Origin of the sequence: Zhengella mangrovi, from assembly GCF_002727065.1 — a bacterium.
GTDB classification, from domain to species: domain Bacteria; phylum Pseudomonadota; class Alphaproteobacteria; order Rhizobiales; family Rhizobiaceae; genus Zhengella; species Zhengella mangrovi.
The window spans coordinates 54,466-74,477 of record NZ_PDVP01000012.1 but is presented as its reverse complement, the minus strand read 5'-3'; the positions used below and the strand labels follow the sequence as shown (position 1 = coordinate 74,477).

15 protein-coding genes are annotated in these 20,012 nt (G+C 65.5%); 8 read left to right on the top strand and 7 right to left on the bottom strand.

Features of this window, described 5'->3' with window-relative positions:
* The first annotated feature begins 51 nt into the window (after window positions 1-51).
* From CSC94_RS17190 to CSC94_RS17180, 3 genes are all read left to right on the top strand, one after another.
* Complete coding sequence (locus CSC94_RS17190; RefSeq protein ID WP_099307605.1) at window positions 52-540, top strand: NUDIX hydrolase; 489 nt, start codon at window positions 52-54, stop codon at window positions 538-540.
* A gap of 100 nt (window positions 541-640) precedes the next feature.
* Entirely contained in the window at window positions 641-2,203 is a 1,563-nt protein-coding gene (locus tag CSC94_RS17185; protein ID WP_099307657.1) for an inorganic phosphate transporter, read from the top strand.
* A gap of 698 nt (window positions 2,204-2,901) precedes the next feature.
* Entirely contained in the window at window positions 2,902-6,672 is a 3,771-nt protein-coding gene (locus CSC94_RS17180; protein ID WP_099307604.1) for a vitamin B12-dependent ribonucleotide reductase, read from the top strand.
* A gap of 152 nt (window positions 6,673-6,824) precedes the next feature.
* Here CSC94_RS17180 and CSC94_RS17175 read toward each other — a convergent pair whose 3' ends face one another.
* Window positions 6,825-7,865, bottom strand: a complete 1,041-nt coding sequence (locus CSC94_RS17175; RefSeq protein ID WP_099307603.1) for an Ldh family oxidoreductase — start codon at window positions 7,863-7,865, stop codon at window positions 6,825-6,827.
* A gap of 71 nt (window positions 7,866-7,936) precedes the next feature.
* On the opposite strand from CSC94_RS17175, the gene CSC94_RS17170 reads away from it, so the two are divergent.
* Window positions 7,937-8,809 (top strand): amidohydrolase family protein, encoded by an 873-nt coding sequence (locus CSC94_RS17170; RefSeq protein ID WP_099307602.1) that lies wholly within the window; start codon window positions 7,937-7,939, stop codon window positions 8,807-8,809.
* Window positions 8,810-8,856: 47 nt separating this feature from the next.
* On the opposite strand, the gene CSC94_RS17165 is transcribed toward CSC94_RS17170, so the two are convergent.
* Genes CSC94_RS17165 through acnA form a run of 5 tightly spaced genes read right to left on the bottom strand, consistent with a single transcriptional unit; the run spans window position 8,857 to window position 15,465 of the window.
* Window positions 8,857-9,855, bottom strand: coding sequence for a TRAP transporter substrate-binding protein (locus CSC94_RS17165; RefSeq protein ID WP_099307601.1), 999 nt, complete (start codon window positions 9,853-9,855; stop codon window positions 8,857-8,859).
* Window positions 9,856-9,900: 45 nt separating this feature from the next.
* Window positions 9,901-11,223, bottom strand: a complete 1,323-nt coding sequence (locus tag CSC94_RS17160; RefSeq protein ID WP_099307600.1) for a TRAP transporter large permease — start codon at window positions 11,221-11,223, stop codon at window positions 9,901-9,903.
* On the bottom strand, window positions 11,220-11,768 hold the full coding sequence (locus tag CSC94_RS17155; RefSeq protein WP_099307599.1) for a TRAP transporter small permease: 549 nt from the start codon (window positions 11,766-11,768) through the stop codon (window positions 11,220-11,222). The genes CSC94_RS17160 and CSC94_RS17155 overlap by 4 nt, the downstream gene beginning before the upstream one ends.
* A complete protein-coding gene (locus CSC94_RS17150; protein ID WP_245408397.1) occupies window positions 11,765-12,868 on the bottom strand; it encodes an isocitrate/isopropylmalate dehydrogenase family protein in 1,104 nt (367 codons plus the stop codon). The genes CSC94_RS17155 and CSC94_RS17150 overlap by 4 nt, the downstream gene beginning before the upstream one ends.
* On the bottom strand, window positions 12,865-15,465 hold the full coding sequence (acnA, locus tag CSC94_RS17145; RefSeq protein WP_099307598.1) for an aconitate hydratase AcnA: 2,601 nt from the start codon (window positions 15,463-15,465) through the stop codon (window positions 12,865-12,867). Before acnA ends, CSC94_RS17150 begins: the two co-directional genes overlap by 4 nt.
* 226 nt (window positions 15,466-15,691) lie before the next feature.
* Here acnA and CSC94_RS17140 point away from each other — a divergent pair, with 226 nt between their 5' ends.
* Entirely contained in the window at window positions 15,692-16,606 is a 915-nt protein-coding gene (locus CSC94_RS17140; protein WP_099307597.1) for a GntR family transcriptional regulator, read from the top strand.
* Between the two features lie 64 nt (window positions 16,607-16,670).
* Here the strand turns inward: CSC94_RS17140 and CSC94_RS17135 are convergent, their stop codons facing one another.
* Window positions 16,671-17,384: a 5-formyltetrahydrofolate cyclo-ligase gene (locus tag CSC94_RS17135; RefSeq protein WP_099307596.1), complete on the bottom strand. Its 714-nt coding sequence runs from the start codon at window positions 17,382-17,384 to the stop codon at window positions 16,671-16,673.
* A 320-nt stretch (window positions 17,385-17,704) separates the two neighbouring features.
* Between CSC94_RS17135 and wrbA the strand changes: the two genes are divergently transcribed.
* From wrbA to CSC94_RS17120, 3 genes are all read left to right on the top strand, one after another.
* On the top strand, window positions 17,705-18,337 hold the full coding sequence (wrbA, locus tag CSC94_RS17130; protein ID WP_099307595.1) for an NAD(P)H:quinone oxidoreductase: 633 nt from the start codon (window positions 17,705-17,707) through the stop codon (window positions 18,335-18,337).
* A complete protein-coding gene (locus CSC94_RS17125; RefSeq protein ID WP_099307594.1) occupies window positions 18,334-18,987 on the top strand; it encodes a DsbA family oxidoreductase in 654 nt (217 codons plus the stop codon). The genes wrbA and CSC94_RS17125 overlap by 4 nt, the downstream gene beginning before the upstream one ends.
* Window positions 18,988-19,107: 120 nt before the next feature.
* A complete protein-coding gene (locus tag CSC94_RS17120) occupies window positions 19,108-20,004 on the top strand; it encodes an EamA family transporter (protein WP_099307593.1) in 897 nt (298 codons plus the stop codon).
* Window positions 20,005-20,012: the final 8 nt, after the last annotated feature.

The following is a 20,012-nucleotide window of genomic DNA, read 5'->3' as shown; positions in this document are numbered from 1 at the left end:
AAGGCATGGTTCTTCACTGGCCATTCCTTTCCGACCACCTATCTTGAAGCCATGATCACCAACCAGACACGCATTCGCATGCTCGAAGGCGTCCGCCGTGTGCTTGGCGGGCCGGAGGCGGCCTTGCAGTCTGCGGCCCTGCCCTGGCGCAAATCCGGCAAGGAGATCGAGATCCTGCTGATCACCAGCCGCGGTACCGGCCGCTGGGTGCTTCCCAAGGGCTGGCCGGAAAAGGGCGAGACGATGAGCGAATCGGCCGCGCGCGAGGCGGCCGAGGAAGCCGGCGTCGAAGGCCCGGCGGACGAGGACAAGACCGGCGTCTATTTCTACGACAAGGAATTGCGCAACGGCGTGCTGCGGCGTTGCGAGGTTCACGTCTTCGCCCTGAGGGTGCGCAAGCTGGCCAAGGACTGGCCGGAGAGCGATCAGCGCCAGCGGAAATGGTTTCCCGTCGCCAAGGCGGCGAGCCTGGTGGACGAGCCCGACCTTGGCGAACTGATCGCAGGTTTCGGTGGAAAACCAGCCAAATCGCAAGGCTGAATCGCCTTTTATGACAGTTTTGTGACAATGCCCTTGCGGGACGTGAAGTCTCCGCGATATGGCGGTCGGAACGATCATGCAAGGACGCCCGGGAGCCGACATGCCAGCGAACAAGCCACCGCTTCGCAAGCACACTCTGGACAAGGATCTCGGCAAGCTCACCCGCATCGAGGAAGCGACCGTCACGCTGTCGCGGGGGCTCGTCGCTCCCGGCGTCGCCCTCGCCTTCCTGGCGCTGTCGGCCGTGTTCGCCGGTCTCTACGCGGGATCGGGCGCCGGCGCGCTCACGGTGATCGCGGCAGCGGCCATCGGCGCCTACATGGCGCTCAACATCGGCGCCAACGATGTCGCCAACAACGTCGGCCCGGCGGTCGGTTCGCGCGCCATGACGATGGGCGGCGCGCTGGTTCTGGCCGCTGTCTGCGAAAGCGCCGGCGCCCTGATTGCCGGCGGCGATGTCGTCTCGACCATTTCCAAGGGCATCATCGCGCCTGCCTCGGTGGCCAACCCGGATGTTTTTGTCGCCGCGATGATGGCGGCTCTCATCTCGTCGGCGCTCTGGGTCAACCTCGCCACCTGGATCGGCGCGCCCGTCTCCACCACGCATTCGGTGGTCGGTGGCGTCATGGGGGCAGGCATCGCCGCGGCCGGCATCGCGGCGGTGAACTGGCCCACCATGGGCGCCATCGCGGCGAGCTGGGTGATCTCGCCGATCCTCGGCGGCATCATCGCCGCCGCCTTCCTCGCCTTCATCAAGGCCTTCATCATCTACCAGGACGACAAGATTGCAGCGGCGCGCCGCTGGGTGCCGGTGCTCATCGCCATCATGGCCGGGGCCTTCGCGGCCTACCTGGCCATGAAAGGCCTGAAGCACCTGGTGAAGCTTTCCGGTCCGGCCATCCTGTTCCTCGGCATCGGAACGGCCATCGTGGCATGGACCGTCGTCAGCCCGATGATCCGGCAGCAGTCGGAAGGCATGGAGAATCGCAACCAGTCGCTGCGCAAGCTGTTCCGCCTGCCATTGATCTTTTCCGCTGCCCTGCTGTCGTTTGCCCATGGCGCCAACGACGTGGCGAATGCCGTCGGCCCGCTGGCCGCGGTGGTGCATACCGCGATGGAGGGCGACGTGGCGGCCAAGGTCGGCATTCCGCTCTGGGTCATGGTGATCGGCGCCATCGGCATCTCGGTCGGCCTGCTGCTCTACGGTCCGAAGCTCATCCGCATGGTTGGGGAGCAGATCACCAAGCTCAACCCGATGCGGGCCTATTGCGTGGCGCTGTCGGCGGCCATCACCGTCATCATCGCCTCCTGGCTCGGGCTTCCCGTATCCTCCACCCATATCGCGGTGGGCGCGGTGTTCGGCGTCGGCTTCTTCCGCGAGTGGTACACGGCCAATTCGAAACGCCGGCGGGCCTATCTCGAACGCAAGCAGGGCAAGCTGAAAGCTGAACGCAAGGCGGCCGCCGGCAAGCTGGAAAAGGCCTGGGAAGCGGCCGAGCGGCCGTGGGAAGACGAGCCGGATACCGGCCAGGACGAGATCCAGCGCCGCCGGCTGGTGCGCCGCGCCCACGTGACGACGATCGCCGCGGCCTGGGTCATCACGGTGCCGGCCGCGGCCGCTCTCGCCGCGCTGATCTTTACCGTCCTCCGGCTGTTCGCCTGAGGCCGGCCGGGACCCGCGGCGCAAGTCAAGTCCAACCTCCAGTTTTCTTGCGGGCCGGTATCCGGGAACGGGTGCCGGTATCCTGCCGGCTGCCTGGCGGAACGCCCGTGGCCTGCCCGCAGGACGGGTCCGGCCGGCAGGCGCTTTCCTTTCCCGACGGTGGATAACAATCGTCGTCCCTCCCCGATATCCACACCCTCCCACATACAAGATGTAGCGTCACACAAGTTTAAAGGAACGAGTGCTTGACGGTCCGGGGCGAGTCATTTTTTATGGCCTCAGGGTCGGAGTTCGGGCGTGGGCGCGCCGTTTCAGTCGCGCTGTCTTCCACTCAGTTTCAAGCGTTTTCAAGCCGCGGAGCACAGGCTTCCCGGTGCCGGCGGAGCCATGACGGCTTTTCCGGAATTGGGTCCGCAAGAGGGTGTGTAAACAGGGTATTAACACTATATTTAGTGTTTGCGACAAATCTGGACCCAAGATAAAGTGACCATCCCTGATTTAGGGAATCACAAAAAACTGGACGGGGAAGCGGGCGATTGGGCCGCTTGGGCAGCCGGAACACCGGATCTTGTCCGGCTTTCCGCGCCATTTGACGACAACGGGTGCATGTCCCGGCGGACATGGGCCAGACAGGCCAGGACGGGCCACAACATCTAGCGTCCGGGACGAGGACCGGACAACGAAGGGGACCTGGAAAGATGCGCATTGAACGGCGGTTCACCACTAAGGAAAGCGGAGCCTTTGGCGGGCTGGAATTCCGCAAGGCGACAAGCGAGATTCGCAACCCGGACGGCTCGGTCGTCTTCCGGCTGGACAACATCGACGTGCCGGCCCAGTTCTCGCAGGTGGCTGCCGATATCCTGGCGCAGAAATATTTCCGCAAGGCCGGCGTGCCGGCGCGCCTGATAAAGGTCGAGGAAAACGACGTCCCCTCCTTCCTGTGGCGGTCGGTCGCCGACAAGGATGCCCTGGCAGAGCTGCCGGAAGACGAGCGCTACGGGTCGGAAACCGATGCGCGCCAGGTCTTCACGCGCCTGTCCGGGACCTGGACCTACTGGGGCTGGAAGGGCGGCTACTTCAATTCGGAAGACGACGCGGCCGCCTTCATGGACGAGCTGTCCTACATGCTGGCCGCGCAGATGGTCGCGCCAAATTCGCCGCAGTGGTTCAACACCGGCCTGCACTGGGCCTATGGCATCGACGGACCCGGCCAGGGCCATTTCTACGTCGATCCCTTCACCGGCAAGCTGAAGCAGTCGGATTCCGCCTACGAACATCCCCAGCCGCATGCCTGCTTCATCCAGTCCGTCGGCGACGACCTGGTCAATGACGGCGGGATCATGGACCTGTGGGTGCGCGAGGCGCGGCTGTTCAAGTACGGTTCGGGCACCGGTTCCAACTTCTCGCACCTGCGTGGCGAAGGCGAACGGCTGTCGGGCGGCGGCAAGTCCTCCGGCCTGATGAGCTTCCTGAAGATCGGCGACCGCGCCGCCGGCGCGATCAAGTCGGGCGGCACCACGCGGCGCGCCGCCAAGATGGTGGTCGTCGACATCGATCACCCGGACATCGAGGCCTATATCGACTGGAAGGTGAACGAGGAACAGAAGGTCGCCGCGCTCGTCACCGGTTCCAAGATCGTCAAGAAGCACCTGACCGCCATCATGAAGGCCTGCGTGAACTGCGAGGGCCATGACGACGACTGCTACGATCCGAAGATCAACACCGCGCTGAAGCGCGCGATCCGCGAAGCCAAGCGTGACCAGGTTCCGGAGAACTACGTCAAGCGGGTGATCCAGTTCGCCCGGCAGGGCTACACGTCGATCGAGTTCAAGACCTATGACACCGACTGGGATTCGGAGGCCTACCTGACGGTTTCCGGCCAGAACTCCAACAACTCGGTCTCGCTGAAGGACGACTTCCTGCGCGCGGTCGAGGACGATGGCGACTGGAACCTCATCAATCGCATCGACGGCAAGGTCGCCAAGACGCTGAAGGCGCGCGACCTGTGGGAGCGCATCGGCCATGCGGCCTGGGCGTCGGCCGATCCGGGCCTGCACTTCAACACGACCATGAACGACTGGCACACCTGCAAGGCGGCCGGCCCGATCCGCGCCTCCAATCCGTGCTCGGAATACATGTTCCTGGACGACACGGCGTGCAACCTGGCCTCGCTGAACCTGCTGCAGTTCAAGGACGTGGAAACCGGCCGTGTGCGCATCGCCGACTACGAGCACGCAGTGCGCCTGTGGACGATCGTGCTGGAAGTCTCCGTCATGATGGCGCAGTTCCCGTCGAAGCAGATCGCCAAGCTGTCCTACGAGTACCGCACGCTCGGCCTCGGCTTCGCCAACATCGGCGGCCTGCTGATGACCTCGGGCATTCCCTATGACAGCCCGGAAGGCCGCGCCATCTGCGGCGCGCTGACCGCGATCATGACCGGTGTCGCCTATGCCACCTCGGCGGAGATGGCCGGCGAACTGGGCGCCTTCCCCGCCTACAAGCCGAATGCCAAGCACATGCTTCGCGTCATCCGCAACCATCGCCGGGCCGCGCATGGCCTCGGCGACGGCTACGAGGACCTGGCGGTGGCGCCGGTTCCGCTCGACCATGCAAGCTGCCCGGATGAAGCGCTGATCGAACATGCCACCCGTGCCTGGGACCTGGCGCTGGACCTTGGCGAGAAGAACGGCTACCGCAACGCGCAGGCCACCGTCGTCGCCCCGACCGGCACGATCGGCCTGGTGATGGACTGCGACACGACGGGCATCGAGCCGGACTTCGCCCTGGTGAAGTTCAAGAAGCTCGCCGGCGGTGGCTACTTCAAGATCATCAACCGCGCCGTTCCGGCGGCCCTGCGCACGCTCGGCTACGCGGAAAACCAGATCGCGGAGATCGAGGCCTATGCCGTGGGCCACGGCAACCTGAACCAGGCGCCGGGCATCAACCCCTCGACGCTGAAGGCCAAGGGGTTCACCGACGACAAGATCGCGGCACTGAACACCGCGCTGAAGAGCGCCTTCGACATCAAGTTCGCCTTCAACAAGTGGACGCTGGGCGAGGATTTCTGCCTGCACACGCTCGGCCTGACCAACGAGCAGCTCGACGACTTCTCCTTCGAGATGCTGCCGGCGCTGGGCTTCACCCGGAAGGAAATCGAGGCGGCCAACATCCACGTCTGCGGTGCCATGACGCTGGAAGGCGCGCCCTTCCTGAAGGACGAGCACCTGCCGGTCTTCGATTGCGCCAATCCGTGCGGCAAGATCGGCAAGCGCTACCTGTCGGTCGAGAGCCATATCGACATGATGGCGGCCGCGCAGCCGTTCATCTCCGGTGCGATCTCCAAGACCATCAACATGCCGAACGACGCGACGGTGGACGATTGCAAGTCGGCTTACCTTCGCTCCTGGAAGAAGGCGCTGAAGGCCAACGCGCTCTATCGTGACGGCTCCAAGCTGTCGCAGCCGCTCAATGCCTCGCTGATCGAGGACGAGGAGGACGAGGACGCGCTGGAGGCGATCGTGGAAGCGCCGAAGGCGGCAGCCGCCGCCACGGTGACCGAGAAGATCGTCGAGCGTATCGTCGAGAAGGTGTCGCGCGAACGCGAGAAGCTGCCGAACCGGCGCAAGGGCTATACCCAGAAGGCGGTGGTCGGCGGTCACAAGGTCTACCTGCGCACCGGCGAGTTCGACGACGGCCGGCTCGGGGAGATCTTCATCGACATGCACAAGGAAGGCGCGGCCTTCCGCGCGATGATGAACAATTTCGCCATCGCCATCTCGCTCGGCCTGCAGTACGGCGTGCCGCTTGAGGAATATGTCGAGGCGTTTACCTTCACCAAGTTCGAACCGGCCGGCATGGTCATCGGCAACGATGCCATCAAGAACGCCACGTCGATCCTCGACTACACGTTCCGCGAACTGGCGGTTTCCTACCTCGGCCGGCACGACCTTGCCCATGTCGACACGTCGGACTTCACCAACACGGCGCTCGGCAAGGGCATCACCGAGGGCAAGCTGCAGCCGGTTTCCAAGGGGCTGACCCGGGGCGCCACGCTCAAGGTCGTCACCGGGACGGACACGCCCAAGGGATCGGTCGGATCGCCTGCCCCCAAGGGCTCGGGCGCTGCGCCGGTGCGCGCGGTTGCCGCCTCGGCCGCCGTGGCGGTCGCGCCGAAGTCCAACGTGCTGGAACTGCGCGAGGAATCGACCGCCTTCAAGCGAGACTACGAGGAGCGCGCGAAGGAGTTCGAGGACGAGGTGGAGATGGAGGAACTTTTCTCCGACGACGCCCAGGCCGATGCCGAGACAGCCAAGGCGGAAGCCAGGAAGGTGGAAAGCGACCGCCGCGCCAAGGCGATCATGCAGGGCTATACCGGCAATTCCTGCCCCGAGTGCCAGAACTTCACCATGGTGCGCAACGGCACCTGCGAGAAGTGCGACACCTGCGGCTCGACGAGCGGCTGCAGCTGAGGACTGACGAAACCAGCCCGGCCCGGACTTCCGGGCCGGACGGCTGAAAAAAGGCAGGGCCATGGCCCTGCCTTTTGCTTTTCAAGCCGCAAGAATGCCAGCCATTTGGCGTCAGGGCGGTTCCCGTCGGACCGGGCCGCCCTGCCCCGGCCTCAAGCGTGTCCGGCCAGCCGGCTCAGGTCTTCCAAAAGGTCTGACGGCAAGGCGACCCCGCTTGCCTCGGCGGCGGCGAGATTGCGCATTTCCCGTTCTCCCGGCAGCATGACCGGGACGGCCTCGTCCACCGGCGGGGTCTCGTGGATGATCGCGGCAAAATCATTCATCCGCCCGGCGAGGGAACCCACCGGCATCAGTCTCCTGGTATCGATCAGGATGAAGGTGTGGCCCAGGTCCTGCGGCGCTTCCGGCTCATTGCTCCACGACCTGACCCGGGTGAGGTAGGACGCGCCGGAGAGAAGCCCGGTCATCAGGTCCACGCAAAGCGACAGGCCATAGCCCTTGTAGCCGCCGACAGGCGACAGGAATCCCTTCAGGGCGACGTTCGGATCGGTGGTTGGCCGCCCGTCCGCGTCCGTCGCCCATGTGTCCGGGATCGCCTGTCCCGCCTTGGCGGCATCGCGGATCTTGGCGCGGGCGACGACCGACATGGCCATGTCGAGGATGACCGGTTTGCCTACGGGGTTGGGAAAGCCGAAACCGAGCGGATTGTTGCCAAGGCGCGCCTCCCGGCCACCGCTCGGCGCGATGGTCGTCGTCGCGTTGGAGGCAATCATCGAGGCGAAGCCCTCCTGTGCCGCCATCCAGGCGTAAGGGGCGATCGGGCCGAAGTGGTTCGAGCCGCGGCAGAACACGGCTGCCATGCCGGTCTGCGCCGCCTTCTCCATCGCCGCTCTCAGCGCCACCGCGCCGATGGCCGGACCGAGGCCGTTGTTCCCCTCGACGATGGCCATGGCGGGCGCGATATCCACGACGGCAATGTTCGCGCGGGGGTCGATGCCGCCGATGCGCATGCGTTCGCCATAGGAGACGACGCGGGCCGTGCCGTGGGTGTGCAACCCCATCATGTCGGCAAGGACGAGGATGTTGGCGGCCTCGTCCGCATGCTGCCGTTCGACCCCGAACGCGCACAGGGCTGCGGTCGCCAGATCTTGCAGATCGGGCTTGTTTATAATCGTTTTTTCAATGGCTTGCATGAATTTCCTGATGCGCCTCCAGGTGCTTTTTGCTATGCTGACCCCAGTTTTGAAACCGGGAAATTGAACCAATGGATCTGCCGTTTCCGCCTCCGGGCACCACCGATTGCCACACCCATGTGGCCGGTCCGCGCGACCGTTACCCGATGGTCACGCCGCGTGCCTTCACACCGAAACCGGCGACGCCGGAGACGATGCGCGCGATGATGGACAGGGTCGGCAGCGACCGGATCGTGCTGGTCCAGTTCAGCGTCTACGGCACGGACAACACCTGCATGCTGGACGGGCTCAAGACACTCGGCGACTGCGCCCGCGGCGTTGCCGTTCCGCCGGCCGACATGGCGGGCCGCGACCTCGACGCCATGCATGCGCAGGGGGTGCGCGGGATCCGGGTCAACCTCAACACGACCGGTCTGAACGACCCTGCGCTGGCGCGCGAGCGGCTGGCGACCACGGTGCGGCAATGCGAACGCAACGGCTGGCACATCCAGCTCTTCACCACGCCCGCGGTCATCTCCGCGCTTGAAGCGGACCTGACCGGCCTGCCCGTGCCCGTCGTGTTCGATCACTTCGGCCTGCTGTCGCCGGTCGAGCGGGGCGCCCACGCGGAAGCCATCATCCGTTCGCTGCTTGAGAGCGGGCGCGGATGGGTCAAGGTCTCGGGCACCTACAGGCTTTCCGACCCGAACGCGAAAGTGGCCATTCGCGACCTCGCCCGCGACCTTTACCATGCCAACCCGGATCGCATCGTCTGGGGATCCGACTGGCCGCATTCGCCGCACCATGCCGGGGTCGCAGAGGCCGATCCGGCAGAACTTCCCTATCGCGACATCGACCCGGCCGACATGTTGGACACGATACGTCAATGGTTCGATGATCCTGCTGAGTGGCGCCGTATCCTGGTGGACAACCCGGCCCGCCTTTACGACTTCCCTTCGTCCTGAAGGGCGTGGCGCCGGCCTTGGAGAAAGCCGGCGCCCCCTGTTCTGGCTTATTCGGAAACGCCGCCGATCTCGCGCAGGCGTGCCATGACCTTTTCGCCGACCAGATCGGCGCCGAATTCCTTCCAGACCGGCTTCATCGCCACCGCCCATGCGGCGCGCTGCTCGTCGTTGAGCTCGTTCACGGTCTTTCCGGCGGCAACCACGGCCTCGTAGCCCGCCTTGTTCTCGGCCGCCGCATTCTCGAAGTTCCAGGCGGTCGCCACGTCGAGCGCATCCTGAACGGCCTTGCGCTCGTCGTCGCTCATCCCGTCCCACCACTGCTTGTTGGCGCCGACGATGTAGAACGAGTACTGGTAGCCGAACTTGGTCATCTGGTCGATGATCTCGATGAGGCCGGCGCCCTTCAGGGCATTCGGGGTCGGCTCGACCGCGTCGATGACGCCCTGCTGCAGCGCGGTCGGAACCTCGCTCCAGGACATGGAGATCACGTTGGCGCCGACCGCCTTCATCGCGGCGATGTCGGAGGGCACGTTCTGGACGCGGATCTTCACGCCGGCCAGGTCCTGCGGATTGAGGATCGCCTTGGAGCCGCGATAGCTCAGTTCACGCGGACCGTTGACCCAGATGGCGACGGGAACGATGTTCTTGGATTCCATCGCCGGGGCGAAGGCCTCGCGGACCGTCTCGTCCTTCATTGCCTCGGAGATCTGCTCGGGCGAGGACAAAAGGAAGGGCAAGGTGAGCGCGCTCACGCCCGGCGCGATCGGCGCGTAGATGCCCGAGGTCGGGGCGATCAGGTGGGCTGACCCGAGCTGCAGGCCCTGGATCTGGGTCTTCTGGTCGAACAACGCGCCGGAATGGTGCACCGTGACATTCGCATCGGGAAGGCGGTTCTTGATTTCCTTGGCCAGCAGATCGAAGGTCTGACCCTTCACGCCGAGGGCGTTGTTGTCGTTCGACATGATGACATCCAGGGCGGATGCCTTGCCGGCGAGGCCGGTCATGGCCAGGGCGACAAGCGCGGTGGTCATCAGCAGTTTCTTCATATCCAAGTCTCCTCCAGAAACGTTCGGCAAATCAGGTCGACCGCGTCAGCCGAACATCAGACGCGGCAGGAAAAGCGAAAGCTCGGGCACGAATGTCACGATCATCAGCACGGCGATCGTCACGATCATCCACGGCAAGGCACCGCGAAACACTTCCAGCACCGGTTCGCGCGACACGCCCGAGGCGACGAACAGGTTCAGCCCGACGGGCGGCGTGACCAGGCCGAGCTCGATGTTGACGATGACGATGATGCCGAAGTGGATCGGGTTCACACCCATGGCCACGGCAGCCGGGAACAGCACCGGAACGAACATCAGGATCGTCGGCACGCCTTCCAGGAAGAAGCCGATCACCAGGAAGATCAGGTTGACCAGCAGCAGGAATTGCCACTGGCTCATGCCGAGCGAGGTGATGAAATCGGTCACGGCCGCCGGGATGCCGAGCTTGGTGATGAAGAAGGCGAAGAGCAGCGCGTTGGTGGTGATGAAGAAGATCATTCCGACCGAAGGCGCCGTGCTGACAACGGTGCGCACCGCGCCACCGACCGAGAGCTCGCGATAGACGAACATGCCGATCAGGAGCGCCAGGAGCGTTGCCATCACGGCTGCTTCGGTGGGCGTGAAGATCGCACCGCCGTCGTGTTCGAACCCGAACAGCGAGAAGGACGGGATGCCGTAGATCCCGATCAGGATCATCACCGGCAGCGCCAGGGCCGGAAGGGCCGACACGACCGGTGCGCGCCGCTCGGCCCACGACTTGCGGACCTGGCGCGGAACGCCTTCGCGACTGGCGAGATACCAGGCCATGAGCATCATGCCGCCGGCGTAGACCAGTCCCGGAAGCACGCCGGCCAGGAAGAGCCGGGTCACCGAGGTCTCGGTCACGAAGCCATAGATGATCAGCGGAATCGAGGGCGGGATCAGGATGCCGATGGACCCGGCCGTCACCAGCGCGCCCAGCGCATAGCGCGACGAATAGCCGTCGCGGACCAGCGCCGGGTACATGATCCGTCCGATGCCGGCGACCGTGGCCGGACTGGACCCGGAAATGGCAGCGAAGAAGACGCAACTCAGCACCGTCGTGACGCCGAGGCCGCCGGTCCAGTGCCCGACCAGGGCATTGGCCAGGTTGATGAGGCGACGCACCAGGCCGCCCGTCTCCATCAGCGCGGAGGCGAAGAAAAAGAACGGCACGGCCATCAGCGCGTAGTGGTCGAGATTGGAAAAGATCTTCTGGCCGATCACAGCCAGCGGGACCGGATCCAGGATCATCGAGGTGACGACAACCGCGCCGCCCAGCGCCACGGCGACCGGTGCGCCAATGGCGATCAGAAGGAAGAAGAGGGCAATCAGCAGCGCGACCGTCATTGCCAGCCCTCCGCACCGGTGGCCGCACCGTCGTTGCCGTCAGGGGCATGGTCGCCGGAGCCGGCGAGCGCCTCCCGGATCTTCAGCAGGTAGCGGATGCAGAACATCAGCAGGGCCAGCGGCATGATCGAATAGACGATCCAGTCCTTGATGCCGGTATCCGGGGATGCCGTGTCCATCATCTTCGCGAAACCCACGAAGAGATAGCCGCACCAGACATAGAAGGCGCAGAGGGCCAGGGCGGAGAGATAGGCCAGGACGTCCAGCCATTTCGCCACGGCCCTCGGGGCCACCATGTGGAGGACATCGACCCGCACGTGGACGTTCTCGCGCACCGCGCGGCTTCCGGCCAAAAGCATTCCCGTCACGGTGCACAGGATGAAGACGGCCTCGTTCCACTCGAAGCCCGTGTTGAAGACATAGCGCAGGACGACCTGCATCGTGCCGAGGGCGAGCGCGGCGAAGGCAAAGACCGCGATGAACACCTGCTCGATCCACCAGAGAACGATGTCGGTCCTGCGAGCGACGGTATCGCCGAGGCTCATGACGCCCCTCCCCTGACCTGTGCAGCGACGGCGCGGGCAAAGGCGGCGGTGCCGTTGCTGCCGCCAAGGTCGGGCGTGCGCTGGCCCGGATCGGACAGGACGGTTTCGAGCGCGGCATCGATGGCGCTGGCGGCCCGGGCGAGCGCCGGATTGCCGCGCCGCGTGGCAATCCAGTTGAGCAGCATGGCAGCCGAGCCGATCAGCGAGGACGGGTTGGCCACGTCGCGCCCGGCGATGTCCGGGGCCGACCCGTGCTGTGCCTGTGCCATTGCATAGGTGTCGCCGGCGTTGATGGAGGCGGCCAGACCGAGGCTTCCGGACAGTTCTGATGCCAGGTCGGAGAGGATGTCTCCGAACATGTTGGTGGTACAGATGACGTCATACTGGTCCGGCCGGCTGACGAGATGCGCGCACATGGCATCGACGATGCGCTCGTTGTAGTCGATATCCGGGTTCTCGGCGGCCACCTGGCGGGTGCATTCCAGGAACAGGCCGTCGCTGACGCGCAAGACGTTGGCCTTGTGCACGGCCGTGACGCGTCCCGGCGCGGTGCCTTCCGCCTTGCGGCGGCGTGCTTCCTCGAAGGCGGCCCGCGCGATGCGCAGCGAGGCGTGGCGGGTGATCTTGCGGAACGACATGGCAAGATCAGGTGTCGGCATGATCTCGCCGGGGCCCTGGTAGAGGCAGCGATCGGCGTAGAAGCCCTCGGTGTTTTCGCGCACGATGACCATGTTGAGGGGATGGCCGGCCCGGGGCGCGATGCCGGCGCGGGTGATCGCGGGCCTGATGTTCGCATAGAGATCGAGCCTGCGCCGCAATTCGCCGGACGGGTTCAGCCCGCCCTTTTCCCGCGACGGATAGTCGTTGTGCGAGACCGGTCCGAGGACAATCCCGTCACAGGCCGCGGCAGCCTCGAAGGCCGCGTCGGGCAACGTGCTACCCGACTGTTCGAGCGCCTTGAAGCCGATCTCGATCGTCCTGAAGGACAGTTGAAGGCCGAACGCGTGGTCGGCCGCCTCCAGGACAAGGCGTGTCGCCTCGGCAATTTCCGGCCCGATCCCGTCACCCGGCAGGACGGCCAGTTCCAGCGTCTCGCTCATGCAGTTGCCCTCTGTGAAGTCGTGCCGGCACTCTCGCCCAGCAGCCTGTTGATGGTGCGCGGGAAAACCCCGCCCGAAGCCAGGAGTTCGGCTTCCAGTGATGTGTGGCAGGCCAGCCGGCCGGTGCCTGTCGCCAGGCATTCGCCGGCGCGCATGTGCTTGAGCGAAACCGGAGCGTGGACGCCCGGCCTGTCGGGAAACGTCGCCGCTATCGTATCGCCTGGCTGCATCCGGCGTCGTTGCGGATGCCAGTCCTCCGGCAGTTCGATGGGGACGATCCCCATGCCGATGAGGTTGGAGCGGTGAATGCGTTCGAACCCGGTCGCGAGAATAGCGCGGATGCCGATGAGGGCCGGCGCCTTGGCCGCCCAGTCGCGCGACGAGCCCTGCCCGTACCGGTCGCCGGCCAGAAGCACCGGCATGCGCCCCTGCCCGGCCGAACGGCTGGCCGCTTCTTCCAGCGTGACCGGCGCCTCTTCCGTGGAAAGCCTCGTCATGCCGGGCATGGCATCTGGCGCGAGGAGGTTCTTCAAGGCGGGCGCGGTGAAAGCGCCGCGGCGCATGACTTCGAAATTGCCACGAAATGCGGCGTAAACGTTCAGGTCGCGCTCCGAGACGCCGAGGTCGCGCAAATAGTGGCCCGCCTGCGAGGCCGGAGGCACTGCGCCGGCGGGCGAAATGGCGTCGGTGGTCACGTCGTCGCCATAGGCGCCAATCACCGCCAATCCCTGCGTGCCGCGCGGCCAGGCGGGTGAGGAGCGCCTGACGAAGGGGGGCCGGCGGATGTAGGCCGATGCGGGGTCCCAGTCGAACCGTTCGCCGGTCCTGACGGGAATGTCCGCCCAGGGGGCCGGACCGGTCCGGTCCCCATAGGCCGAAAGCGTATTCTCGGGATTTCCTGCCTGCCGGACCGCAGCATCGATTGCGCTCGCCGAGGGCCAGATATCGGCCAGGGCCACGGCCCGCCCGTCGGCCGAGCGGCCGATTTCGCGCTCGATGTCGCCGAGGCGCCCGGCAAAGGCATAGGCCACGACGAGCGGCGGCGAGACGAGGTAGGCGTCCATGACCGCAGGGTGGATGCGGCCGGGAAAATTGCGGTTGCCCGAGAGCACCGCGACCCGCGCCATCTCCGGCCGGCCGGCGAGTGCCCCGTCCATCGCCGGTGCCAGGGGACCCGAATTGCCGATGCAGGTCGTGCAACCGATCCCGACGGCATTGAAGCCGGCCGCTTCGAGATCCGCCAGAAGGCCGGCCCGTTCCAGCGCATTCAGCATGGCCCGGGATCCCGGCGCGAACGACGTTTTCACCCAGGCTGGAACCGTCAGCCCTGCCCGTTTCGCGGCCCGTGCCACCAGCGCCGCGGTGACCAGCATCCCGAGATCCGCCGTGTTGGTGCAACTGGTGATCGCCGCGATGGCGACCGCCCCATCCGGCACGGCACCCGCTTGCGTCTCGACCGGATCAAGCGCGATGGCATGCAAGGGATGACGATCCTGCGGCCGGCGCGGACCGGCGGCCGAGGGGTCGATCGCGTCGAGGTCGATTTCGATCGCGCGGCTGTAGGCCGGACGGTCATCGGGATTCCGCCAGAGCCCGATGGTGCGTGCATAGAAGCCGACGCGGTCGACATGGCGGGACGGGCGGCCGGTCGCTTCCAGATATCGAAGCACGGCGTCGTCCACCGGGAAGAAACCGACTGTCGCTCCATATTCGGGCGCCATGTTGGCCACGGCCGCCCGCTCGCCGACGCTCAGGCCATCCAGACCCGGACCGAAGAACTCGACGAACTGCCCGACAACGCCAAGCTGGCGCAGCCGCTGCGTGACATGCAGGGCCAGGTCCGTTGCAAGAACGCCGTGCCGCAACCGGCCTGAGAGGCGGACACCGACGACGTCCGGCAGGGCCAGCGGCATGGCCTCTCCCAACATGGCGCTTTCAGCCTCCAGGCCGCCGACACCCCAGCCCAGGACCCCGATGGCATTGATCATCGGGGTGTGGCTGTCCGTGCCGATCATCGTGTCCGGAACGATGCGAACCGATCCGTCCGGACCTTCCACGCCATCGGCGACGCTGGCCAGGTGTTCCAGGTTGATGGTGTGAAGAATGCCGTATCCCGGCGGGAAGACCTCAAGCGATCCGAAAGCTCGGTCCGCCCATTTCAGGAAGCTGTAGCGTTCGGCGTTGAGCTCCACTTCCCTTGTGGTGTTGTAAGCCATGGCTTCCGGGGTGGCATGCCGCACCACGGACAGGGAATGGTCGACGGAAACGGCCACGGGACAGATCGGGTTGACCCGGGACGGATCGCCACCGGCTTCCGCAACCACATCGCGCAGGGTGGCGAGATCGACAAGAGCGGGCATGGCCGTCGTGTCGTGCATGAGCAAACGGCGCGGAACGAAGGCAACTTCGGCATCCGACCGGCGCGCCTCCAGCCAGTCGAGGATGGCACGTGCATCGTCCTGGCGGCCGTCGGCCAGCGCGCAGGCAAGCAGGACGCGGAAACTGTAAGGCAACAGGTCGAGCCGGGCGCCGGCAAAGGCCCGCACATCGATGCAGGACCCCACGCTGCTGTTTGTCCAGATCGGCCCCTGAGCCATCCTATCTGTCCTCCCTTGATCAAGGAGGTACCAGATCAGTCTGCCAGCCTCAAGCGTATTTTGTATTTTAAAATGCCAAAATGCAAAATACTGGCCTATTGCACTGCAATATGGATTTTAAGTGCTTCTTTATGCGATTGATGCATGAATGGATTCCAGATCGTGTTCGCGCTAGGGTCATCCCGTGCGATCGCGCGGGACAGGAAAGACGGATACTGAAGGCAAGATGAGTGACGGATGGACCGGCCAGGCCGGATTGAGCGACCAGCTGGCGGATCAGATCGAGCATTACCTGCATGATGCCGCCGTTCCCTCGGGGAACCACATCTCGGCCCAGGCGCTGGCCGACCGGTTCCACGTCTCCCGTTTCCCGATCCAGAAGGCACTCAAGATTCTCACCGAGAAGGGGGTCGTCACCCACGAGCCGCGGCGGGGCTATTTCGTTGCCGAACCGGGCGCCCATGGAACCGCGACGGATGAGACGGCAACGGCCGATCCGCTTTCGGAAATCTACTTCCGGATCGGCGAGGACCGGCTGAGCGGAAAGCTTCCGCAGTCGGTTTCGGAAAAGCTGATGCGGGAGCGATACGACCTCAGCCAGGCGAACCTCAAGTCGCTCCTGAACCGCATGCTCAGCGAAGGCTGGATCGAACGCCGGCAGGGGTATGGCTGGCGGTTTCACGACATGCTGACCACTCCGGACGCGCTGGTCCAGACCTACCGGATGCGCGCGGCCCTCGAGCCCGCCGCCCTGCTGGAGCCGACATTCCACATCGACATGCGGACGCTGGCAAGGCTCGGCGAAACGGAACAGCGCCTGCTGGACGGGGAGATCGAGACCGCATCCAGCGATGCGCTCTATTCACGCGGCGTGGTGTTTCACGAGACCCTCGCCCGAGCCAGCGGCAATCCCTACATTTTCGATGCGCTGCAGCGCGTCAATCGCATCCGCCGCCTGCTGGCCTACCGGTCGATGATCAATCGCGAACGCTACTACAAGCAGGCGGCCGAGCATCTCGAGATCGTCAATCTCATCAGCCGCGGTCTCAACGCCGAGGCTTCGGTCGCGATGCGGCACCACCTGGGAACCGTGATGACAAACCTCATCCAGCTCGAACCGATCCTGCGCCATGACAAGTAGTGCCGGCTGACACGATCGCGACGCGGAGTCGCGCGCATGTCCGTGCGGCGCGGACCCGGGAACCTCACCGTCGTGCTTCCGGGCGTTCGACCCGCGTTCCGGCCTCGGTCAGGATGAGATCGAGCGGAATGTCGTGGGGTTGTGGAAAGATCGTTTCGAGCCTTGCGCCATCATACCCGATGCCGATCGTGAATGGTTTGGGTTTCAGGGCCGCCAGCGTGCGGTCGAAATAGCCGCCGCCATAGCCGAGACGATAGCCATCGCCGGTCCACCCGACGACGGGCGCCAGCGCGATCGCAGGAGCGACTTCCTGTGCATCCGGTGGCGGGACGGGAATGCCCCAATCCCCCTTCACCATTTTCGTTTCCGGCGTCCAGCGGCGAAACACAAGCGGCGCGGCCCTGGTTTCCACCAGAGGCAAGGCGACGATGACGCCCGCCCGGTGCAGTTCCGCCATCAGGGGGCGAAGATCCGGTTCCCCCTTGATCGGCCAGTAAGCCGAAAAGACCTGTCCCGGCGCACCTTCAAGTCGTGTCAACACGATCTCTCGCAGATGCCCGGCAAGGATTTCACCGGCCTGCCTTCGTTCCGCAACCGACAGTGCCATTCGCCGGGCGCGCAAACGGGTTCGCTCCGCCTTTCGCCAGCGTGCAACGTCGCGGGCCTGTTCGGGATCAACGGCCATCGGGTCGAAGTAACCGGGTGCGACCTCGGCCGCGTAGCAGGGCGGAGAGGAATAGCCGCCGGCCGCGCGCCCGTCTTTCAACTCGTCCGCCATGACATTGCCTCCCGTTTTCCCGTGACCTTTCGATCCGGCCTAAGCGTCCTTGCCACGAACCGGATAGATCGGCCGCCGGATTGTGGAACGCTTTACGATACTCTGCAAACTTCCCGCCGTTACAATTCGCGGTTCCGGACCTGCATCGGGTCCAGGGCAATGGGCGCCAGCGACATGGTTCGAGGCAATCTGCGCTGCCGATTGTCCGTTCGATGCGTCACTCTTCACGCTGGTTGAAGAGTGTCTTTACCGCCGGCCTCTCACGGCGAACCGGCAAACCGGTCGATGGTCCGCGGGTCAACAGCCCGAGGATACCAGACATGACACGCATACTCATTCTCTACTATTCCAGCTATGGCCACGTTCGCGCCATGGCCGAGGCCGAAGCCGAAGGCGCGCGGAGCGTGCCGGGTGTATCCGCCGATATCCGGCGCGTGCCGGAAACACTGCCGGCCGACATCCGGCAACGGGCCGGTTTCGCGCCGGACACCACGCCGGTCGCGGCCATTGCCGATCTTGCCGGTTACGACGCCATCATCATCGGGACGCCAACGCTGTTCGGCACCATGGCCGGGCAGATGAAATCCTTTCTCGACCAGGCAGGGAGCCTGTGGGCGCGCAATGCGCTGGAAGGAAAGGTCGGCGCGGTCTTTGCCTCGACAGGGTCGCAGCACGGCGGCCACGAGGCCACGCTGCTGACCAGCCAGATCCCCTTGCAGCATTTCGGCATGATCCTCGCCGGGATGCCCTACAGCTTTGCAGGACAGACGAGGTCCGACGAAATCGTCGGCGGTGCGCCCTATGGCGCCGGCACGATCGCCGGTCCCGACGGGTCGCGCCGACCGAGCGAAACCGATCTTGCCGGTGCACGCCATCAGGGCCGCCACGTGGCGCGGATCGCACGGCGTCTCGCCCTGGCTCCGATGGAGACCATCCAGGAGGAGGCGGCATGACGATGACCCGGTCCCCGACCCTGACAATCGACTTCTTTCACGATGCGGTTTGCGGCTGGTGTTTCAACATGTCGCCGCGCCTGCGCCACCTGGCGAATGACCTCGATATCGCCGTCAGGCATCGCAGCTTCGTGCTGCAGGACAGCCCGCAGCGCATGGCCGAGGTGTTCGGTTCCCTTGCTGCAGCCAAGGAGACGATCCTCGGCCACTGGGCGGCCTGCCGCGCGGCCAGCGGCGCACCGGAGAGGATCGACATCGCCGCCATGCGGTCCGCCGGCTTCGACTATCCCCACGGCCTGCCTGCCGCCCTGGCCTGCAAGGCCGCGCAAGCCCTTGCCGGGCAAGCCGGGCATTGGAACATGTTCGATGCGATCCAGGCCGCGCACATGGGCCAGGCCCGCAACATCGCGGACCGCGACGTGCTGCTGGATATCGCGGCCGGAGCCGGTCTTGACGTCGCTGCCTTCCGGCTGGCGCTGGACAGTCCGGCCACGGCGAGCGCGGTGGAAGCGGACCGCCGCCTGGCACGGCGCCTCCAGGTTTCTTCGGTTCCTGCGCTCATCGTGGCGGAGACCGGGATGCGGCTGGCGAATGGCCCGGTCGAAGACCTCCGGGCGCAATTGCTTGCCAACATGCGTCTCGTGGCGTGAGGCAGCATGATGTGCAAGCGCTGTTTTTCTCGTTTCCTGCTTGCGGGGCGCCCGCTTCGACGACGCCGCCCCGGCAAACCGCCGGACAGCGGGCATCTGCGCCGCGACATCGGTATTGCCATGACCCGCACCCTCGACCTCCTGCTCACCGCTCTTGCCCCGACGATCTGGGGAAGCACCTACATCGTGACGACCCAGTGGTTGCCGGAGGGCCACCCGGTCACGCTCGCCGCAATGCGGGCCCTTCCGGCCGGCCTCCTTCTGCTGCTCCTGGTGCGAACATGGCCGCCGGTCGCCTGGCTGCCGCGTCTCGTCATCCTCGGCGCCGCCAACTTCGCGGTGTTCTGGACGTTGCTGTTCATCGCGGCCCATCGCCTGCCGGGCGGCGTTACCGCCACGCTCGGTGCAACGCAGCCGCTGATCGTGATCGGCCTCGCCCGCGCCTGGTTGGGCACACCGGTTCGTCTCGCCGCCGTGGTGGCAGGCGTTGCCGGGGTTTTCGGCGTGGCGGTCCTGGTGCTTGGTCCGGACGCCCGGCTGGACTCCATCGGGCTCATGGCCGGGCTTGGCGGGGCCCTGTCGATGGCGATCGGAACCGTGCTTTCGCGAAGGTGGCAACCGCCGGTGCCAGCACTGACCTTCACGGCCTGGCAACTGACCGCCGGCGGCTTCCTGCTGGCTCCTGCCGCATGGATGTACGAACCGGTGCCGCCGGCGCTGGGTTTCCCGGCCGTGATTGCCATGACCTATCTTGGCCTCGTCGGCGCCGCCCTCTCCTACCTGCTCTGGTTCCGCGGTGTGGCCCGTCTGGACACGCCGTCGGTTGCCATGCTCGGCATGATGAGCCCGGTCAGCGCCGTGGTTCTCGGCTGGGCCATAGTCGGTGAGCAGTTTTCGCCCCTGCAACAGGCGGCGGCCGGCCTCGTTCTCGGTCCGGTCTGGGTCAGCCAACGTTCCAGCCTGCCTCCCAGGTCACCGGCCATGGCCCGTTCGCAGGATCGTCGCGCAACGACCTGAACTCGTTC